This is a genomic window from Paenibacillus silvae (genome assembly GCF_014639235.1).
Taxonomy (GTDB): Bacteria; Bacillota; Bacilli; order Paenibacillales; family Paenibacillaceae; genus Paenibacillus; species Paenibacillus silvae.
The window spans coordinates 99,496-116,934 of the sequence record NZ_BMFU01000010.1 but is presented as its reverse complement, the minus strand read 5'-3'; the positions used below and the strand labels follow the sequence as shown (position 1 = coordinate 116,934).

Below are 17,439 nucleotides of genomic sequence, written 5' to 3'. Positions count from 1 at the left end.
TAATAATGGATTGTAAACCTATAATAGAGTACTTATATAGAGAAGCTCAGGATATCCCGGCTGCTGCCATACGCTAAAACTTTCAGGTGTGGCGGCAGGGATAATACAGGAAGCTAAGAGAGGAACAGAACAGTTCCGTATAAGACAGACGTATGAAATAGGGAGGATTACCATTATGTCCAGTTCTAAAATGAAGGTCGCACTGGGGCCGCTTCTAGCTTTACTTTTGATTACATCCTGTGATGGAGGCGTCGGCGGTAAAACGTCACTTACGAATACTAGCGGAGTACCGTCTCCACTTGCGTTCGATTTTTTCAGTGTAGATCCGAGTCCGAACTGGAATGGCATGAACGATGATGTTGGCAAGGTTATTACAGCCAAAACAGGGGTAACCCTGAACGGAGAGTTTGATGTGAGCGGGGGACAGGACAAAATATCCCTGATGGCAGCTAGCGGAGACTTCCCCGATATCGTGTCACCCAAAGGGGAGCTAAGCAAGCTGGTGGAGGCTGGGGCAATGTTGGATCTGACGGACCTCATTGAACAATACGCTCCCAATCTGAAAAAGCTATATGGTAATTACATGAATCGGCTGAAATACAGTAATGAAGATCAGGCAATCTATGTGCTGCCGACGTATTATGCGGTGGACCAGACCTATTTTGATGCAGGCGGGGGATTTGGTATTCAGCATCGAGTACTGAAAGAGCTTGGTTACCCTCCAGTCCGCACCCTTCAGGATTATGAAAATGTATTGCGAGCTTACAGTGAGAAGCATCCTGTGACGGACGGTCAGCCCACCATTCCGTTAACGCTGGATGCAGAGGGCTGGAGAATTATGATCACAGTCACCAACCCGGCATTTCTCGCAACAGGTGCACCGGATGATGGTGAATACTATATCCATCCTGAAACCTATGAAGCGATGTTGCATTATAAACGCCCGGAGGAAAAGGAGTACTTCCGCTGGTTGAATCATATGTACAACGAAGGTTTGCTTGACCAGGAGAGCTTTGTCCAGAAATCGGACCAGTATAAATCCAAAATTGCCAGTGGACGTGTACTGGGAGTTATTGATCAGGATTGGGGATACGCTGATGCGGAGAACGAACTGAAATCAGAGGGCAAAGCAGAATCGGCCTATTCCCATTTCCCGGTCACTCTGTCCGAAGAGATGAGAGATCATTCCTTCCAGAATCCCGGTTTTGTATCGGGCTGGGGAGTAGGCATCACTACAGCAAATCCTGATCCGGTGAGAACGATCAAGTTTTTTGATTATCTGGCTTCGGAGGAAGGTCAAGTTCTGATGAACTGGGGCATTGAGGGCAAGCATTATGAGATCAAGGAAGGCAAGCGGGTAATTCCTGCGGCTGTTCAGGATCAGAAAACGAATCATGCGTCCAAGTTCCAGAAAGAGTCTGGAATTGGATTATATAAAAATATGTCCGGACGGTATGGAGACGGTGTGAAAGACTCCACGGACAATTATTACACGACCAACTTTCCTGAACAGATTGAAGCGGGATACACCGAAGCAGAGAAGGAAACGCTGCAAGCCTACGGTGCATCGACATGGAAGGATCTGTTCCCTAGCGAAGAGCAATTCCCGGTTAAACCGTGGGGAGCAGCATACAACATGCCCGCACCAAGCGACTCCGAGTATATGGTCATATTCCAGAAAACACAGGACATTATTCGCAAACGGATTCCCGAAGCGGTGCTCAGCTCACCCGAGCAATTTGATGTGATTTTTAATGGCATGATTACAGAGCTGAACCAGGCAGGAGCAGAAAAAATGGAAAAACAATATACAGCGCTCATACGAAATCGCGTTCATTTATGGAAGGATAAACTGAGATAGAGAGCTATACGTTTGTCCATTTTGAAAATAAAATAAAACCCGGAACATTGGGTTTATTTTATACAGAAAACGTTTTAGTGAAACCGTTTTAGAAATTTTATGTTAGCTATTGACAAGGGTATTTTATGATATTATGATACAACTGTGAAAGCACTTACAAAACTTGTACAATGATATACTTATTTACCCAAAACAAAGATAATGAACACATTTGGACATTTACAAAGATCGTTAATCATTAAGGTCAAAATGTAACCCCTTCTTCAATTGAAACAAGTAAGCGCTTTTAATTTTATTGAATCTGAGAATATCACAGGATCCACCCGAATGACGGTATAAGCAGGCACAGCCTGATGTACAAATACACAGCTTCATTTTATCCAAAAGGGGGATTATACATGAAGGGCAGATCACCAAAAACATTTGCAATGCTTCTGTTAGCCAGCGCGCTGGCTATTACAGCAGGATGCGGCAGTAGCGGAGAGAAAACAGCTTCAGAAAAACCGGCGGACGCGGGGGACACAACGACACCGATCACACTTACATTCTTTGGCGCAGACGCTAGTCCGAACTGGAACAACATGAAAGACGCTGTCGGGCAAGAGATTACCAAAGCAACAGGAGTAACAATTGAAGCTGAGTTTGACGTAAATAATGGTGGCGAACAGAAGATTCCGCTTATGGCTGCCAGTGGTGACTACCCTGATATTATCTATCCTAAAGGAAACCTTTCGAAGCTGGTGGATGCAGGTGCAATGCTCGATCTGACCGATCTGATTGAGGAGCATGCGCCCAATCTGAAGAAAATCTACGGTGACCAGATGAACCGACTGAAATACAGTAACGAAGATCAGGCGATCTATACGATTCCAACGAACGTGGGAGTAGACAACGTCGTATTTGACGCTACAGGCGGATTCGAAATCCAGCAGAAAGTGCTGAAAGAGCTCGGTTATCCTGAAGTGAAAACACTCGAAGATTATGAGAACGTGCTGCGAGCCTATTATGAGAAACATCCGACCATTGACGGTCAGCCCACCATTCCGCTCACGCTGAATGCAGACGATTGGAAGATTATGATTACGGTTACAAATCCGGCTTTCCAGGCAACGGGCGCACCGGACGATGGTGAATATTATATTGATCCCGAGACGTATGAAGCGAAGCTGCATTACAAACGTCCGGAGGAGAAGGAATACTTCCGCTGGCTGAACAAAATGTACAACGAGGGCCTGCTGGATAAAGATACCTTTGTGCAAAAGGATGACCAATACAAGTCCAAAATTGCCAGCGGCCGCGTGCTGGGTCTGATTGACCAGGAATGGAACTATGGCGAAGCCGAGAATGCTTTGAAATCAGCAGGTAAAGATGACAGCACTTATGCGCACTTCTCCGTATCCTTGAACAAAGACATTGTGGATCATACGTTCCAGCCAACCGGCTTTGACGGTTACGGTATTGGTATTACAACGTCTGCAAAAGACCCGGTACGTATTATTAAATTCATGGATTGGCTTGCTTCTGACGAAGGTCAAGTGCTCAGAAACTGGGGTGTCGAGAACCAGCACTACAAGGTTGAAAATGGGAAACGCATCGTACCTGAGGATGTTCAGGATCGTAAAATCAATGATAACTCGGCGTTTACCAAAGAGTCCGGTATCGGAATGTATGGCATTTTCAGTGCCAGATATGGTGATGGCGTGAAGGATTCGACAGACAATTATTACACAACCAACTTCCCTGAGCAGATTCAGGCTGGATATACAGCAGCTGAGAAGGAAACGTTGAAGGCCTATGGCATTACAACCTGGAAGGACTTCTTCCCTTCTGAAAAAGACCTGAAGCTGAAGGATTGGGGAGCAGCATATAACATGCCTGTGCCTTCTGATACGGAGTACAATGTCACCTTCCAAAAAACACAGGACATCATCCGTAAACGAATTCCTGAAGCAATTCTGGCGAAGCCGGATCAATTCGACAAGCTGTATGATGGACTGCTGGCTGAACTGGATAAAGCCGGGGCAGTGGAAATGGAAAAACAATATACCGTCTGGATCAAGGATCGTGTATCCCTGTGGACAGGGAAAGACGTGAAATAAGAGGTATCGTCAGGCTTCGGCCTGTTGTACAGATAAATACCTTCATACTTAGGGGGAAATAGACAATGAGAGGCAAAATGAAAAGCAGAATAACAGGTAAGACACCCAAAACGTTTGCAATGTTAATGCTTGCCAGTGCAATGCTGGTGACCGCTGGATGCGGCAACTCCGGCAGTAAGGAGACAAACACTGAATCCAGTGGAACAGATCCGATTACGATCTCGTTCTTCGGTGCGGACCCAAGTTCGACCTGGAACAATATGCAGGATGCTGTCGGCAAAGAAATTACGAAGCAAACCGGCGTTACCATTGAGGCTGAATACGATGTGAATAACGGCGGTGAACAGAAAATTGCGTTAATGGCAGCCAGCGGTGACTACCCTGATATGATTTTCCCCAAAGGAAATCTGTCAAAGCTGGTGGATGCGGGCGCCATGCTCGATCTGACGGATCTGATTGAGGAGCATGCGCCCAATCTGAAAAAAATTTATGGTGATCAGATAAACCGTCTGAAATACAGCATGGAAGATCAGGCCATCTATATGATTCCGACCATTACGGGTATAGACAATGTTGTATTTGACGCTACAGGCGGATTCGAAATCCAGCAGAAAGTGCTGAAAGAGCTCGGTTACCCTGAAGTGAAAACGCTGGAGGACTATGAAAATGTTCTTCGTGCCTATTATGAAAAGCATCCAACCATCGACGGTCAACCAACGATTCCGCTTACACTGAATGCGGATGACTGGAAGATTATGATTACAGTAACCAACCCTGCCTTCCAAGCTACGGGTGCACCGGACGACGGAGAATACTACATTGATCCCGAGACGTATGAAGCGAAGCTGCATTACAAACGTCCAGAAGAGAAGGAATACTTCCGCTGGCTGAACAAAATGTACAACGAGGGCCTGCTGGACAAAGATACCTTTGTGCAAAAGGATGATCAGTACAAGTCCAAAATTGCCAGCGGCCGCGTGCTGGGTTTGATAGACCAGGAATGGAACTATGGCGAAGCGGAGAATGCTTTGAAATCAGCGGGTAAAGATGACAGTACTTATGCGCACTTCTCTGTATCCTTAAACAAAGACATTGTGGACCATACGTTCCAACCAATCGGTTTTGACGGTTACGGTATCGGTATTACAACGTCTGCAAAAGATCCGGTACGCATCATCAAATTCCTGGATTGGCTTGCATCGGATGAAGGCCAAGTGCTGCGGAACTGGGGCATTGAAGGCGAGCACTACAAGGTTGAAGATGGCAAACGTGTCATCCCGCAGGATATTCAGGATCGCAAAGTGAATGATAATGCCAATTTCACCAAAGAAACGGGCATTGGAATGTACAATGCTTTCAGTGCTAGATACGGTGATGGGGTAAAAGATTCTACGGGCAATTATTACACAACGAATTTCCCTGAGCAGATTCAGGCTGGATATACCGCAGCCGAGAAGGAAACATTGAAAGCGTACGGCATCACAACCTGGAAGGATTTCTTCCCGTCTGAAGATGATCTGAAGCTGAAAGAGTGGGGCGCCGCTTATAATATGCCTGTACCTTCAGGCACCGATTACAGTGTGAAGTTCCAGAAAACACAGGATATCGTGCGCAAACGTATTCCGGAAGCGGTGCTGACTACAGCAGCGAACTTCGATGCCACGTATGATGCTTTCCTGGCTGAACTGGATAAAGCAGGTGCAGTGGAAATGGAGAAACAATACACGGAATGGATTAAGGACCGTGTAGCTCTCTGGACAGGAAAAGATGTAAAATAACGATCTGTAATATGTAATAGCTTAACTGGTTTAGTAGAGATCGAGAGCTCATTAAATTTACCAAAAAAAGACCCGTTCAGGGTCTTTTTTTTTGAACAATGGTGAGGCAGGGCATTGACGCTTTTTTTTGAATCGAATATAATCCTCTTATTGAAAGCACTCTCAGGCTGGGGAAAGCCTTAAACTGCTTTGCAACCAAGATATTGCTAACATCAAATAGGTTTATTTAACCTATTTCGAAAACGTTTTAGGAAACTAGTTTCGTTAAATCATACGAAATAAAGAAGGCCACTAGTATCCAAGACCAGCACTCGTAAAGAGGCTGAATGAGGCTTCGAAGCGACCAAAAAAATGATAACGTGACCGCAATTTAGAGGAGCTTGCGAGTCACATCAGAGACGGAGGATTTTATTTATGACTATTTTCCAATTCCCCAAAGATTTTCGCTGGGGCACAGCTACGGCATCCTATCAGATTGAAGGTGCTGCGCAAGAGGGAGGACGTGGTGTTTCGATCTGGGATACCTTTGCACGTACACCTGGCAAGGTATTTAACGGTGATAACGGAGATGTAGCTTGCGACAGCTACCACCGTTACGAGGAAGATATTGAGCTGATGAAAAAGCTCGGCATCAATACATACCGCTTCTCCATTGCATGGCCGCGTATTATTCCGGACGGGGATGGAGAGATCAACCGTGAGGGGCTTGATTTCTATGTTCGCTTTGTTGATGCCTTGCTGGAGGCGGGAATTGAACCTTTCCTCACGCTCTATCACTGGGACTTGCCGCAGACGCTTGAGGATGATGGAGGTTGGGGAAACCGTAGAACCGTAGATGCCTTTGTCAAATACGCTGAAGTAATATTCAAAGAATTTTCGGGCAAAATCAATTTCTGGCTTACCTTTAATGAACCTTGGTGTATTGCCTTCTTGTCCAACATGCTGGGTATTCACGCACCTGGTAACAAAGACTTGCAAACAGCAATCAATGTGGCTCACGGCCTGCTCGTAGCACACGGTAAAGCGGTTCAGTCCTTCCGCCGCCTGGGCATTACCGGGCAGATCGGTATAGCTCCAAATGTATGCTGGGCTGAACCTTATAGCAAGTCTCCTGAGGATCAGGCTGCCTGTGACCGCTCCATTGCATTGAACACGGACTGGTTCCTTGATCCGATCTACAAGGGCTCCTATCCACAATTTTTGGTTGATTGGTTTGCAGAAGCAGGAGCAACAGTTCCGATTCAGGACGGGGACATGGAGATTATCTCAGAGCCGATCGACCTGCTAGGTATTAATTATTACACGATGGGCATTAACCGTTTTAATCCAGAGGCGGGTGTGCTTCAGTCGGAAGAATTGAACATGGGACTGATCAAAACAGATATTGGCTGGCCGGTGGAGTCACGCGGACTTTATGAATTCATGCATTATTTGCAAAAGTACGGCAACGTGGACGTGTATATTACCGAAAATGGCGCATGTATCAATGATGATCTGGAAAACGGTAAAATCAATGATGATCGCCGAATTTCCTATTATGAGCAGCACTTGGCACAGATCCATCGTATCATCAATGATGGCATTAACCTGAAAGGATACATGGCCTGGTCCTTGATGGATAACTTCGAATGGGCTGAAGGATACCGGATGCGCTTTGGTCTCGTGCATGTCGATTACCGTTCGCTTGTTCGCACACCGAAGGAAAGTTTTTATTGGTATCAGAATGTGATTAAAAACAATTGGCTTGAAATCCGGAACTAATTGGTTATTCGTACAAGAATAAGTTTCTTCTATTATAAATAGGTATATATAGACTCCTTGACGGCTTTATCGGAATCATCCGATGTGCCGTCTTTTTGTTGTGGTTCCGTCGTAAAAGGAAGGGGAGTTGTTACAGGTAACAAGAAAGTTATTTTCCGTTCAAAAGGAGCAAGCAATAATTTCTGTTATGAAATGAGGGTTTTTGGGTTATAAGAAGTAAAGGTGGAGTGTTTTTATTTTTGTCAACAATATTTCGATAAATAAAGTGTCTAAAATAAGAAATAAATTTGAACATTTGTTGACTAAAATTCATACTAATGTGGTATATTGGTATTAGGAAAGCACTTACAAAAAGGGAAAAGGAAGTGTTTACTATGGCATCTAAAACAGCAATGGTCAGCCAATTAGAGCGTAAAGATAAAAATATGCGGCGCGCAGTTTTGACAATGACAGTTCTGGCATGGGTCGCACTGATTACCGGAGTTGTACTGTGCCTGATTAATTTGAATGATTTTAATGATCGTAATCTGGGGTTGATGGTGGGAATCGGATTCCTCGTCGGCAGTGTTTTCATCTACGTGATTGCTAAAGCCATTGGTCTGGTTCATACTCGTCATGAAGATGAAGGAGCGGATTAATTATAATCTTGCGAAATATCGTCCATAATAAGACTGGAGTATTCCCTGAAATCCAGTCAATAAAGCCCTTTGCGGATTCGTTGACCATCGTTCAACGGGACTGCAAAGGGTTTTATTTTGTGACTTGAGGTGTAAAGATTACGATGTGCAAATATCAACCGATCCAGCGATTTGTGAGAAAAAATTCACACATTTAGGGTGTAAAATCGACAAATTTGTTAACAAGAATAAAAAAGTCACTCGTTTCTGATATCTTTAGTAGGAAGAGAGTAGTATACTGATTTTTTAGTATTAGCGAATATTTGAGGAGAGGGGATCAAAATGAACAAGAAACCTAGGTCGCTGATTCGGATTATCATTCCGGTTGTCCTGACGTTGGTTACAATTGCATTGATTGTCTGGCCAATGATGGCAGGCGGGCAGTATGTTGTTCTGGATCCGAAGGGGCCTATCGGCGCTTCGCAAAAAGACTTGATTATCATCTCAACCATTCTTTGTGCGATCGTCATTGTTCCTGTGTTGATTTTGTCTGCTGTAATCGTTTGGCGTTACCGCGACAAGCCGGACAATAAAACTGCTTATGAGCCAAACTGGGCTCATAGCACAAAAGCGGAAGTGGTGTGGTGGACGATTCCAATCGTTATCATCGGACTTCTGGCCATCGTTACTGTACGTTATACGTACGATCTGGAACCTTCAAAACCGTTGGTTCACGAAGAGAAAGCACCAATTACGATTCAGGTATCTTCACTGGATTGGAAATGGCTGTTCCTCTATCCTGAGCAAGGCATTGCAACAGTTAATACGCTGAATATTCCGGCAGATCGGCCTGTGAAATTTGAGCTCACTGCAGATTCACCGATGAACTCGTTCTGGATTCCGCAATTGGGTGGACAGATTTACACGATGTCAGGAATGGCGATGACGTTGTATTTGCAAGCCGACCACGAAGGTAAATACTGGGGTTCTGGCGCTAACTTCACTGGTGAACACTTCGGACAGATGCGTTTTGATGTAAATGCAACTTCGGATGAAGAGTTTGACACATGGGTGAAGGAAGTAAAACAGCAATCCCAACCAATGACACAAGAAACGTATGATGCTCTGGCTAAGCCGGGAACAAGCAACGTTGCTTATTTCTCTGAGTTCCCAGAGGGCTTATTCCAGAAAATCGTGACTAAATATGTTGTTGACGGTAAAAGTGCTCACAGCAAGCATGAAGGTTCAAGCTCGAACGAATCTGCTGCTGGAGACAAATCCTTGTCTGTACCGAAAGTAAATACAAGTACGAACTAAAGATTGGAAAGGAGGCCCCCAATGTTAGAGAGATTAAAAGAGTTTGCATCGGAGTTTTTCGTTACCGGCGACCCGCTGATCTATGGAGCTGACGTGGCTATCGGGATTACGATGATTGCGATCGTAACGGTGCTGACTTATTTCAAAAAATGGGGCTGGCTCTGGCGTAACTGGTTAACTACTGTCGATCACAAGAAGATCGGTATTATGTATATCATTGCTTCCATTATCATGTTGTTCCGTGGTGGTGTGGATGCATTGATGATGCGTCTGCAGCTGGCTATGCCTAATATGGATTTCTTACATCCAGAACACTATAATCAGGTCTTCACAACGCACGGTACGATCATGATCCTGTTCATGGCGATGCCGTTTATGTTCGGTTTGTTTAACGTCATTGTGCCGTTACAGATCGGAGCAAGGGACGTTGCATTCCCGTTCCTGAACGCACTGAGCTTCTGGTTGTTCTTCCTGGGCGCAATGCTGTTCAACCTGTCCTTCGTTATCGGTGGTTCACCAGACGCAGGATGGCTGAGTTATCCTCCTCTATCGGAGCTGTCACATAGTCCGGGGGTAGGACAGAACTTCTATATATGGGGTATCCAGATATCGGGTATCGGTTCCCTGGCGACCGGTATCAACTTTATGGTTACCATCATTAAAATGCGTGCGCCAGGCATGAAATGGATGAAACTGCCGATGTTCACATGGTCGGTATTCTCCACTTGTATCATTATCCTGTTTGCATTCCCGATCTTGACTGTGACACTGGCATTGCTATTCCTTGACAGGTTTGCCGGGGCGCATTTCTTCACCCTTGATCTGGGCGGCAACCCGATGATGTACATCAACTTGATCTGGATGTGGGGTCACCCTGAGGTATACATTGTTGTCTTGCCGGCATTCGGTGTATTCTCCGAGATCGTAAGTACGTTCTCACGCAAAAAATTGTTTGGTTACAAATCAATGGTATTCGCGATGTTGATTATCAGTTTCCTGTCCTTCTTCACATGGGCGCATCACTTCTTCACGATGGGCTCTGGAGCAGACGTCAACGCATTCTTCGCGGTTACAACGATGTTGATTGCTATTCCGACAGGGGTTAAAATATTTAACTGGCTGTTTACGATGTATCGAGGAAGGATACGCATGGCAACTCCGATGATGTGGACGATTGCCTTTATCCCGTGCTTTATCGTCGGGGGGATGACAGGTGTCCTGTTGTCCGTTGCGCCTGCTGACTTCCAGTTCCACAACAGTTACTTCCTGATTGCCCACTTCCACCAAGTATTGATCGGTGGCGTTGTCTTCGGATACTTCGCAGGTCTGTACTACTGGTGGCCTAAAATGTTCGGTTTCCAACTGGAAGAGAAACTGGGCAAATGGGCATTCTGGACTTGGAATATCGGTTTCTATGTCTGCTTCATGCCGCAGTACGCTGTCGGTCTGATGGGTATGACACGTCGTCTGAGCACCTATGGCTGGGATACCGGCTGGTGGGAACTGAACTTTGTTTCCACAATCGGCGCATTCCTGATGGGTGTCGGCTTCTTGTTCCAGGTTGCACAAATTGCAGACGGTATTCGCAAATACAAAACACTCAAAGCTTCTGGCGATCCATGGGATGGTCGTACACTTGAGTGGTCGATTCCTTCACCAGCTCCAGAATACAACTTCGCCGTTACACCGCGCGGAGATGATGTGGATGAGTGGTGGGAAGAGAAAGAACGTCGCGCGAAAGGCATCTATCCGCCTGAGCCTGTATATGAGCCAATTCATATGCCTAAGAATTCTTCGATTCCGTTCATCATGTCTGTCTTCTGGTTCGTAGCCGGTTTCGGCTTCGTCTTTGGATGGCTGTGGATGGCAATTCTCGGACTCGCTGGCGTGGGTATCTGCATGATTGCTCGTTCCTTCTCTTACGATACGGATTATTACATTCCGGTCGATGAAATCAAGCGTACCGAAGCGTCGTTAAGGGGGTCGGTATAGATGGCTCAAGCAGCCGCTAAGCACGGTGAGAATCATGCACACGGTCATGACCATGGCCACCATGATCCACAAGAAATGAAAATTCTCGGATTCTGGTTTTTCCTGATTTCCGACGTGATCCTGTTCTCCGTATTGTTCGCAACCTTTATTGTGTTGCGTGACAATACGGCGGGCGGACCCATCTTATCTGAATTGATCAAAATGCCTGGTGTTATTGCTGAAACATTTATCTTGCTCACAAGCTCATTTACGAGTGGTCTTGCGGTTCTGGCAATGAATCAGGGCAAAGTAAAACAATTGATTAACTGGCTGATTGTTACAGCGGTTCTCGGTGCGAGCTTTATCGCACTGGAGGTATATGAGTTTGTTGAGATGGTTCACGAAGGATTCAGCTACACAACTAGTGCAGCGTCCGGCGCGTTCTTTACCCTGGTGGGTACTCACGGACTTCACGTATCGCTCGGTCTGATCTGGATGATCGGATTGATGTTCCAACTGAAAAAACGGGGTATTACCGATGTAACTCGTGGTAAAATCAACGTAATCAGCTTGTATTGGCACTTCTTGGACGTCGTATGGATTTTCCTCCTGTCGATCGTCTATCTCCTGGGGGTGATGTAAGATGGCAGGACACAACTCACATGATACGCACGGTCACGAGCAGCATGGATCATTGAAGTCATATGTTATCGGCTTCATCCTGTCTATCGTTCTGACCATCATTCCTTTGGTTGTAGTACTGAACGACATGATGGGCAAGACTGGAACACTGATTGTTATTCTTGGTACAGCAGCTTTGCAGTTTGTGGTTCAGCTCTTCTTCTTCATGCACATTCGTGAGACAGAGCAACCACGCTGGAACGTTATGGCCCTGATCTTCGGCCTGCTGATCATGATGACCATCGTCATTGGTTCCATCTGGATCATGCTTAACAACGCAGTTGCACATTAATATGCTTTAATCGAGAATCTTCCCGTCTGAAGTTAGGCGGGGAGGTTCTTTTTTTGTTTCTAGATAAGTTAAACTAAAGAATTTACACAGCCACTCCGATGACAGCATAACTTTCCAATCGCTGTTATCCCCAGATTTTTTTGATTCCCCTTTCTAAAGGGAAACTCCGGTGATAAGTGTATGCTTCCGATGTGGCTTTCTTGCAGAAAGCTTTCAGGCGAACGCTTCGCTTTTTCAGGTTTTTTCTGTCCTCTCCGTTAATGTGTATATGAATAGTTTGACTTATATAGCTGTACTATAGAGTGGTTAAATAGAAGCTTGGAAGTTAGAAGTGATTGTGTGTTAGGATATTTACAAAGAGTGGGAAAATACTTCATTTAAAGTGATGTATAGTAAATGAAGTGATAGGGGCGATTACTAGTGAAAGCAAAAGTTATACGTTATCATCGCTTTGGCGCGCCATGCAGTGTGCTGCAGGTTGAAGAAAAACAAGTAATAGAACCTGCCCCAGGAGAGTTGCTGGTAAGGATGTCTGCTCGGCCTATCAATCCATCTGATCTTATTCCTGTTCGAGGAGCATATCCACACCGTACTATGCTGCCTGCTGTTCCAGGGTTTGAGGGGGTGGGGATCGTTGAGGCTGTGGGTCCGGGAGTATCCAATCAAATGCTGGGACGACGTGTATTACCGTTAAGGGGTGAGAATACCTGGCAGGAAATCGTCAAAACGTCGGAGCGATTTGCTGTTGTTGTGCCTGAAGATATTGATGATTACTCAGCTAGTCAAATTTATATTAACCCGGTTACGGCCTGGTTGATCTGTACAGACGTGCTTAACCTTACACATGGTCATACTCTGATTGTGAATGCAGGGGGATCTGCGTTAGGGCGAATCTTCGCGCAGCTATCACAAATTTGTGGATTCAGGTTGATAGCGATTACAAGAAATGATTGTCATACTGTTGATTTATTACATCTCGGGGCTGTGTCTGTTGTGAATACAACTAAGGAGCTTTTACCGGAAAGAATCGCAGCACTAACAGGAGGACGTGGTGCTGATGCCGCTGTGGATTGTATTGGCGGGACAGATGGGGAACAGCTGGTGAATTGTCTGAAGCCGAGCGGTACGGTCATCAGTGTTGGCCTGCTTTCAGGAGTCACACCAATATGGCATGAAGTGACACAGGGAACACAAGTTAATGTGCAGCTTTTCTGGTTAAAGCACTGGGTTGAACGCTGTTCGCAAGAACGCTGGAAACAGGTATTTCATGAGTTAATGGAGCTGGTCAGAAGTGGCAGACTTATCATGGCAAGCATTGGTTCGGCATTTGAATTAGTGAATGTACAACAGGCTATTGCAGCGGCTGAATCGGGCCAAAAGGGGAAGGTGCTCCTATTATAGCAATACTTACGTTAATACTAGTTTGAATTCAACATTTAACATAACCTCTACCTTTTTATCGAAAAAAGTCTTGATTTTTTGTTCTGAATGCGTATACTCATGAATATAAGTAATCCGAAACGTTTTGGAGGAAAGCAATTGGCTACAATTAAGGATATTTCACAAATGACGGGTTTTTCAATTACAACCGTGTCCAGAGCGTTGAACGGTTATTCAGACGTCAGCGAAAGCACGCGGAAGTTGATTAAGGAAGCGGCAGAATCATTAAGCTATAGTCCTAATGGTCTGGCAAGAGGCCTGGTCATGAAGGAAACCAAAACGCTGGGATTGCTCGTATCAGGCATGACGTATAAGAACATCGATAACAACTTTGTATTTGAAGTGTTATGCGGCATCAATGATAGTGCTGCCAATTCTGCTTATGACCTGATTTTGTTCAGCACGAATACTGCGAAGCAAAAAATGAAAACGTACACACAGCTATGCAGGGAACGAAAAGTGGACGGCGTTATTCTCCAGGGTGTGAAGACGGATGATCCGTATTTGCAGGAGGTGTTGGATAGTGACATTCCGTGTGTGCTTATTGACGTTCCTATCGACAGCAAGTATGTAGGTTTCGTGTCTACGAATCACAAGCAGAGCGCACAGACAGCAGTGGATCATCTGATTGATTTGGGCCATCACAACATTGCTATGGTGAACGGTTACCCGGAGGCTTTTGTATCAAAGGAGCGTTATGAAGGTTATGCCGAGGCGATGAGAAATGCCGGAATAAGCTTGAGATCGGAATACGTTGTCAACGGTAATTTTACCGAAGAGGAAGCACAGCAGCAAGCGACCGAACTATTGAAGGCGTATCCTGAAATCACTGCAATATTTTGTGCAAGCGATATGATGGCACTTGGGGTGATGAAAGCGGCCGGTGAACTCGGCATCGCTGTTCCACATCAATTGTCAGTCGTAGGATTCGACGATATTCCAACTGCCACCTATTTTCAACCGCCACTTACGACCATCCGGCAAAATATGTATCAGCTGGGACACGAAGCTGCAAACCTGCTGATGGGTATGTTGAAATCCGAAGACAGTCCCAAGTACAAGATTTTGGAAAATGAATTAGTTATACGTTCATCAACAGCCGAGCCGGGCCGTTAACATTCTCAGCAGGAGCTACTGAACTGCGGTCTGGATTGCTTGTGTGAGAAGCAGGGAAAACCGAAATGTTTTTATGTAATCCGAAACGTTTCGGTATTATTTTATAGTAAAATCCAAAACGTTTCGGATATAAAAAGATGGATAGACATAGGGGGAATGCAATTTGCTGAAATACGATTCAATGCATGGTGAAAGCAGTAACTGGCTGATCACTGAAACCAGGTTTGATCCCGCACATCAAGGAAAAGGTGAGGCCGTGCTGTCACTTGGAAACGGATACATGGGGCTGCGCTCCGCAACAGATGAAAATTACGTTGGACAGGTGCGAAACTGGTTTGTATCCGGTACCTTTAACAAGTTTGATGAGCATGAGGTAACCGAGTTGCCTAACGCTGCCGATGTAACCGAACTGAATATCACGCTGAATGGGGAGACCTTTAGTCTGGAAAAGGGAAGAACAATCGGCTACAGCCGCCAGTTAAATCTTCGTAACGGGGAACTCACCCGGGATATCGTATGGCAGAGTCCCAAGGGAGAACGCTTTGAGCTTCGGTTTCGCCGTTTCGTGTCTCTGAACAATCTTCATCTGCTTGGCTCATCCGTAACGATCAAGCCGCTTGATGTTCACGCGCGTGTGCACATTGCATCCGGCATTAATGGACAATGGACCAATTCCGGTGCACAGCATTTTACCGAGGGTGAAAAGCGGATTTTTGACAAAACGTATATTCAGATGGTGTCCACAACAACGCAATCAGGCATTGATTTTGTAACAAATACCGTGCATCACTGGCACTTAAACGGTCAGAAGATCGAGCCGGAGCTGCGCCAAACGATGGGACGCCGCAAGGTAGGCATTGAAGGAACAGTAACTCTGGAAGCCGGACAATCGGTAACCCTGGAAAAAATCTCGAATGTACATACCAGTCGTGATCGGGTGTACAGAAGAGGTGAGTATTCACTGGAGCAGATGCGGGAGGCCGCACTGGCAGAGCTGAAGCAGGAGTCGCAAAAAGGGTATGATCAGTTATTTCGTGAAAGCGCTGATGCTTGGGCCGATACCTGGTCCACCTATAACATTGAAGTGGAGAGCACAAGCGGGTATGACCAGCTTGCCATTCGTTTTGCCATCTATCATCTCGTCATTATGACACCTGCTCATGATAATCGTATGGGAATCGGGGCGAAAGGATTAAGTGGTGAAGGATACAAGGGTCATTCGTTCTGGGATACGGAAATCTTCATCCTGCCATTTTTCATCTACAGCAATCCCAAGATCGCAAGATCCTTGCTGGAATATCGATATCAGGGATTGGAAGGGGCACGAAGCAAGGCCAGGGAGAACGGGTTTAAAGGTGCTATGTATCCGTGGGAAGCAGCCTGGATTGAAGATGGCGAAGTTACACCGGTGTGGGGAGACGTTGACATCATCACCGGAGAACAGACGAAAATCTGGTCGGGGTTCATTGAACAGCATATAACATCTGATATCGCTTATGCGGTATGGCATTATGCGCAATCCACAGGCGATGATGCATTCATGGAGCAGTATGGCTACGAGATCATTTTTGATACAGCCACATTCTGGGCCAGCCGTCTGGAGTGGGATGAGTCCAAGGGGCGTTATCACATCAACGAGGTTGTCGGGCCGGATGAATACAAGGAACATGTAGACAACAATGCCTTCACCAATCATATGGCTCACTTCAATATGGAGCTTGCCATCCAGTATTATGAGAAGCTTCAGCAGGAGAAGCCTGAGCTGCTCAAGGCGTTGTCCGCGAAACTTGATCTGACATCTGCTCGTGAAGCGTGGAACAGGCTGGAGCAGCTTTATCTGCCGGGTCCTAATGAACAAGGCATTATTCCGCAGGACGATACCTACTTGCAGAAAAAAGTCATCGATCTTAACCCTTATAAAAATCAGACCAAAGTCGCAAGCATCTTCAATGACTACAATCTGGATCAGGTTGGTGAAATGCAAATTTCAAAGCAGGCTGACATCATGATGCTGTTCTTCCTGCTTGAGAATAAATTCGAACCCGATATCAAACGTGCAAACTATAACTACTATGAGGAAAAAACACTGCATGATTCCTCGTTATCTCTTTCGACACACAGTATTCTTGCCAGTGACTTCGGGGATCGTTCACTAGCCTATGATCTGTTCCGCCGTGCTTCCGAGATTGATCTCGGACCCAATATGCACTCTTCGGATGCAGGTATTCATTCGGCTTCACTAGGCGGCATATGGAAATGTGTTGTGATGGGTTTTGCCGGTGTACGTATGCTGGATGGCCAGCTCCATCTTGATCCCAAGCTTCCTGAAGCATGGAGTCGCCTCAAGTTCCCGCTATACTGGCATAACCAGCTTTTGCATATCACCATCACGTCAGAGGGCATTCTAATCGAAAGTGATACGGAGGAAGAAATTTCCCTTCTTCTGTCCGGTCAGCAAGTTACTTTCAGCAAACGGTTTCAAACCTTGGTTTAACATAATTCCATG

At 45.6% G+C, this 17,439-nt stretch carries 12 protein-coding genes; all 12 read left to right on the top strand.

The annotated features are described in order from the left end of the window. Positions 1-175 precede the first annotated feature (175 nt). Positions 176-1,861, top strand: a complete 1,686-nt coding sequence (locus tag IEW26_RS24305; protein ID WP_188594240.1) for an ABC transporter substrate-binding protein — start codon at positions 176-178, stop codon at positions 1,859-1,861. Between the two features lie 398 nt (positions 1,862-2,259). Then, positions 2,260-3,960 (top strand): ABC transporter substrate-binding protein, encoded by a 1,701-nt coding sequence (locus tag IEW26_RS24300; protein WP_111268358.1) that lies wholly within the window; start codon positions 2,260-2,262, stop codon positions 3,958-3,960. A gap of 65 nt (positions 3,961-4,025) precedes the next feature. After that, positions 4,026-5,738 carry an ABC transporter substrate-binding protein gene (locus IEW26_RS24295; RefSeq protein WP_188594239.1) on the top strand — a complete coding sequence of 571 codons (1,713 nt, stop codon included), beginning with the start codon at positions 4,026-4,028 and terminating at the stop codon, positions 5,736-5,738. A 414-nt stretch (positions 5,739-6,152) separates the two neighbouring features. Next, positions 6,153-7,499, top strand: coding sequence for a GH1 family beta-glucosidase (locus IEW26_RS24290; protein WP_188594238.1), 1,347 nt, complete (start codon positions 6,153-6,155; stop codon positions 7,497-7,499). Between the two features lie 374 nt (positions 7,500-7,873). Continuing rightward, a complete protein-coding gene (locus IEW26_RS24285) occupies positions 7,874-8,137 on the top strand; it encodes a hypothetical protein (protein ID WP_111268361.1) in 264 nt (87 codons plus the stop codon). Between the two features lie 321 nt (positions 8,138-8,458). Then, positions 8,459-9,433: a ubiquinol oxidase subunit II gene (cyoA, locus tag IEW26_RS24280; RefSeq protein ID WP_184183414.1), complete on the top strand. Its 975-nt coding sequence runs from the start codon at positions 8,459-8,461 to the stop codon at positions 9,431-9,433. Between the two features lie 21 nt (positions 9,434-9,454). Continuing rightward, a complete protein-coding gene (locus IEW26_RS24275) occupies positions 9,455-11,425 on the top strand; it encodes a cbb3-type cytochrome c oxidase subunit I (RefSeq protein WP_111268363.1) in 1,971 nt (656 codons plus the stop codon). Then, a complete protein-coding gene (gene cyoC / locus IEW26_RS24270) occupies positions 11,426-12,046 on the top strand; it encodes a cytochrome o ubiquinol oxidase subunit III (protein ID WP_111268364.1) in 621 nt (206 codons plus the stop codon). Position 12,047: 1 nt separating this feature from the next. Beyond that, positions 12,048-12,377 carry a cytochrome o ubiquinol oxidase subunit IV gene (gene cyoD / locus IEW26_RS24265; RefSeq protein WP_111268365.1) on the top strand — a complete coding sequence of 110 codons (330 nt, stop codon included), beginning with the start codon at positions 12,048-12,050 and terminating at the stop codon, positions 12,375-12,377. A gap of 420 nt (positions 12,378-12,797) precedes the next feature. Then, positions 12,798-13,778 carry a zinc-dependent alcohol dehydrogenase family protein gene (locus IEW26_RS24260; protein WP_188594237.1) on the top strand — a complete coding sequence of 327 codons (981 nt, stop codon included), beginning with the start codon at positions 12,798-12,800 and terminating at the stop codon, positions 13,776-13,778. A 138-nt stretch (positions 13,779-13,916) separates the two neighbouring features. Next, positions 13,917-14,933: a LacI family DNA-binding transcriptional regulator gene (locus tag IEW26_RS24255; RefSeq protein ID WP_188594236.1), complete on the top strand. Its 1,017-nt coding sequence runs from the start codon at positions 13,917-13,919 to the stop codon at positions 14,931-14,933. Positions 14,934-15,096: 163 nt separating this feature from the next. Continuing rightward, complete coding sequence (locus IEW26_RS24250) at positions 15,097-17,427, top strand: glycoside hydrolase family 65 protein (RefSeq protein WP_188594235.1); 2,331 nt, start codon at positions 15,097-15,099, stop codon at positions 17,425-17,427. The last annotated feature ends 12 nt before the right edge of the window (positions 17,428-17,439 follow it).

What these genes read in the sequence shown, in the direction of transcription:
- IEW26_RS24305 (WP_188594240.1), top strand. Translation starts at nt 176, where the DNA reads ATGTCCAGTTCTAAAATGAAGGTCGCACTGGGGCCGCTTCTAGCTTTA.
- IEW26_RS24300 (WP_111268358.1), top strand. Translation starts at nt 2,260, where the DNA reads ATGAAGGGCAGATCACCAAAAACATTTGCAATGCTTCTGTTAGCCAGC.
- IEW26_RS24295 (WP_188594239.1), top strand. Translation starts at nt 4,026, where the DNA reads ATGAGAGGCAAAATGAAAAGCAGAATAACAGGTAAGACACCCAAAACG.
- IEW26_RS24290 (WP_188594238.1), top strand. Translation starts at nt 6,153, where the DNA reads ATGACTATTTTCCAATTCCCCAAAGATTTTCGCTGGGGCACAGCTACG.
- IEW26_RS24285 (WP_111268361.1), top strand. Translation starts at nt 7,874, where the DNA reads ATGGCATCTAAAACAGCAATGGTCAGCCAATTAGAGCGTAAAGATAAA.
- cyoA (WP_184183414.1), top strand. Translation starts at nt 8,459, where the DNA reads ATGAACAAGAAACCTAGGTCGCTGATTCGGATTATCATTCCGGTTGTC.
- IEW26_RS24275 (WP_111268363.1), top strand. Translation starts at nt 9,455, where the DNA reads ATGTTAGAGAGATTAAAAGAGTTTGCATCGGAGTTTTTCGTTACCGGC.
- cyoC (WP_111268364.1), top strand. Translation starts at nt 11,426, where the DNA reads ATGGCTCAAGCAGCCGCTAAGCACGGTGAGAATCATGCACACGGTCAT.
- cyoD (WP_111268365.1), top strand. Translation starts at nt 12,048, where the DNA reads ATGGCAGGACACAACTCACATGATACGCACGGTCACGAGCAGCATGGA.